Below are 3,206 nucleotides of genomic sequence, written 5' to 3' on the forward strand. Positions count from 1 at the left end.
GCGCCGGACCTCCTCGAAGGCGCCCTGGCGGAAGAACCATGGGACTCACTCCGAGAGCGTATCGCTGCCGCTCAGGTGTGCTGATTTGAGGGGATCCGTCAGGCCGAGCCCACAATCTGCTTCACGCAGAGAGGAGCTTCGGGCGCGAGCACATGGATCGCTTCCGCCGCGACGCGGGCGAAGGGCCGACGCCGCTCTCGCGCGCTGACGTGGCGCCCCTCCGTCCCGGGATGCAGCTGGGCATGTGGGCCCCGTGATTCTGCGGCGGCTCACGGAGCGGGCCGAGCCTTCTGTGGACGGAGGACGGGTTCGCGGCCTTCGCGGAGGGAGGGTCGGTCTCACGCCCCGCGCCGGTCCCCTTCCATCGCCCACCGCGACGCTCCGACCTCCGGGGCTGCGCCGGCGCCCGGCGCCCTGGGAGCGCGCTCCGGCTCCGCGACCTCGGCTTCGGGCGCCAGCGGGATCGTGAACCGCAGCGTCGCTCCGGCGCCGGGCCTGCTGACGACCCACAGCCGTCCGCCGTGCGCCTCGATGATCCCGCGGGCGATCGAGAGGCCGAGGCCCGTGCCCGTGTAGCGAACCGAGGGATCGCGCCAGTACCGGTCGAAGATGCGCGCCTGGTGCTCGAGGGGGATCCCCGGTCCGCGGTCGCTCACGGAGAACACCACCGTGCCGGGCAGCGCGCGGGACCGCAGCCGGACCGACGCGCCGCGCGCGCTCACCTTCACCGCGTTCGAGAGCAGGTTCACGAGGACCTGCTGGAGGCGGTCGCGGTCGCCCCACACGCGCGGCGGGTCGACGGCGAGGTCGAGCTCGAGGCGCACGCCGAGCTGCTCCGCGAGCGGCCGGATCGCGTCCACGGCGTCGTCCACGGGCCCCGCCGGGCAGATCGCGGTGCGCAGGATCGAGAGCCGCCCCGCGTCGATCGACGCGAGGTCGACGAGATCGCCGATGAGGCGGTTCATGCGGTTGCACACGCGCTCGATGGACTGGGAAGCCTTCCGGGCGGGGGTGCCGGGCGCGGTGCTCCCGGCGGCGACGCTCGCGGCCATCCGGATGGCCGAGAGCGGGTTCCTGAGATCGTGCGACACGATGGCGAGGGTGTCGTCGCGGGCGCGGATGGCGTCCTGCGCCTGCTGGTAGAGCCGGGCGTTGTCGATCGCGAGCGCGCACCGGCGCGCCAGCTCCGTGGCGACGCCGAGATCCTCCGCGTCGAACCGCCTGCTCGAGCCCGCGATGCCGAAGTCCATGGTCCCGAGCACCCGGTCGCGCGCGCGGAGCGGGACGGACATGAAGGACCGGACGCCCACCCTCCGGAGCAGCTCCTCGCGTGCGCGAGCCGTCGAGCCGTCGTGGTCGGAGAGGTTGTCCACCTCGCGGATGAGCTCGGGTGCGCTCGTCCGGACCTCGATCCCGAACCCGTCCTCCGCCAGCGGAGCGACGGGAGTGCGGCGCAGGATCTCGTACCCCTCGTGCGCGCGCGCCGGATCGAGCGCCTCCACCGCGACCCGACCGGCGGCGCCGCATTCGCCGGCGAGGACCACCGCGCACCAGTCGCCGAGGTGCGGGAGGGCGACGCGCGCCGACCGGGCGAGCGTCTCGTCGAAGCCGAGCGAGCTCGCGAGCTGCTCGGTCGCGATCGCGAGGAACCGCTCCCGCTTGGCGGCGCGCCGCTCCTCCGTGATGTCCTGGAACGCGATGGCGGCGCCGACGATCCTGCCGCCGCGGGTGATGGGCGCGGAGCTGTAGCGCACCGGGAAGCAGGAGCCGTCCTTGCGCGTGAGCGTGTCGTCGGCGCCGCGGTGCGGCTGGCCGGTGGCCATCACGTTCAGCAGCCGGCACGTCTTCCCCGAGCAGGTCCCCTCGATGCGGTTGCAGCGGAGCGCCGCCTTCATCTCGAGGCCGACGAGCTCCTTGCTCCGGTACCCGAGCATGCGCTCCGCGGCCGCGTTCAGGTACGTGATGCGGCCGTCCCGCCCGATGGCGTACACGCCCTCGTCCACGGCGCGCGTCACCGCGCGCAGCGACTCGAGCCGCGCGCGCACCCGCCGCGCCCCCTCGCGACGCAGGCCGACGGCGGCGCGGAGCGAGGCGCGCGCCGAGCCGCTCGTGCGGACGATGAGGGCGCCCACCAGCGCGAAGAGCACGAAGTGCAGCGCCTCGCCGCGATCGAGCGTGGGCGCCACCAAGGCGGTGAACCAGCCCACGACGAGGACGATGACGAGCACCCCGGGGCCCGCGCCGCAGGTCGCGGTGCTCACCGCGACTGCCCCCAGCGCGAGCACCGTCAGCGTGTGCGGGAACACCGGCGAGAGCACGAGCGTGAGCCCGATCGCGGCGGTGGCCAGCGTGACGGCGAGCCCGTAGCGGGCGACGACCGTGTCGCTGCGCAACCGCTCACCGATGCGTCGAAGCACGTCCAAGGGAGTCCAGGGGGACACCGTCGTCCCCTGTTCCAATCCGCCGCGGAGCGCCGTTGTTCCCACACCGACGCCGATCGCGCACGCGCGCCCACCGAGGCGGGCGCTCGGCGCGGCGGTCGTCCACGAAGCTCCGGTCCCGCGCTCCCTCGGCGCCTCAGCGCTCGGCGGCGCGGGCGCGAGGCTGGGCGGCCGGGGGCGCGCTCCAGAGCTCCCGCGGGAGCTCGCCCGCGTAGACCTTGCCGCCCACGACGTACGACGGCGTCGCGCGCACGCCGGCGCGCATCGCGTCCGCGACGTCGCGGGAGAGCCGGGCCTCCGTCGCGGGCGACACGAGGCACGCCTCGAACGCGGGGAGGTCGAGCCCGAGGCGAGCCGCGAGGGTCGCCACCGGCGCCTTGTCCTGCTGGTTCTTGAACAGCGCGTCGTCCATCTGCTCGAAGCGGCCCCGCGCCTCGGCGCAGATCGCGGCGCGCGCGAGGGAGCACGCCGACGGATGGATGGAGCGCTTCAGGGCGGGGTTGCACGCGGCGTCGAGGGGGAAGTGCCGGCGGACGATCTCCAGGTCCGGCCTCGCCGCGCGGAGGAGCGCGAGCTGCTCGTGGGCGCGCGCGCAGAACGGGCACTCGTAGTCGCTGAACTCGACGATGACGCGGTCGCCGGGGGCCGGAGCCGCCGCCGGGCTCGGGGTCGGGGTCCCCGGCGCGCCGGCGCGCGCGGCGGGAGGCGCGGGCGCCACGGACGCGTAGCGCGGGTATGCGGCCCGCGCGCCCGCGACGGCGGCGA

At 75.1% G+C, this 3,206-nt stretch carries 2 protein-coding genes; both read right to left on the bottom strand.

Going from position 1 to position 3,206, the window contains the following annotated elements; translation table 11 throughout:
- Positions 1 to 338 precede the first annotated feature (338 nt).
- Positions 339 to 2,417, bottom strand: a complete 2,079-nt coding sequence (locus tag MNZ29_RS23820; protein WP_242332892.1) for an ATP-binding protein — start codon at positions 2,415 to 2,417, stop codon at positions 339 to 341.
- 160 nt (positions 2,418 to 2,577) lie between these two features.
- Positions 2,578 to 3,206: DsbA family protein (locus MNZ29_RS23825; RefSeq protein WP_242357078.1), on the bottom strand; the 629-nt coding region annotated here is incomplete at its 5' end.

The sequence above is a fragment of the Anaeromyxobacter sp. SG64 genome, from assembly GCF_022690745.1.
GTDB lineage: Bacteria > Myxococcota > Myxococcia > Myxococcales > Anaeromyxobacteraceae > Anaeromyxobacter > Anaeromyxobacter soli.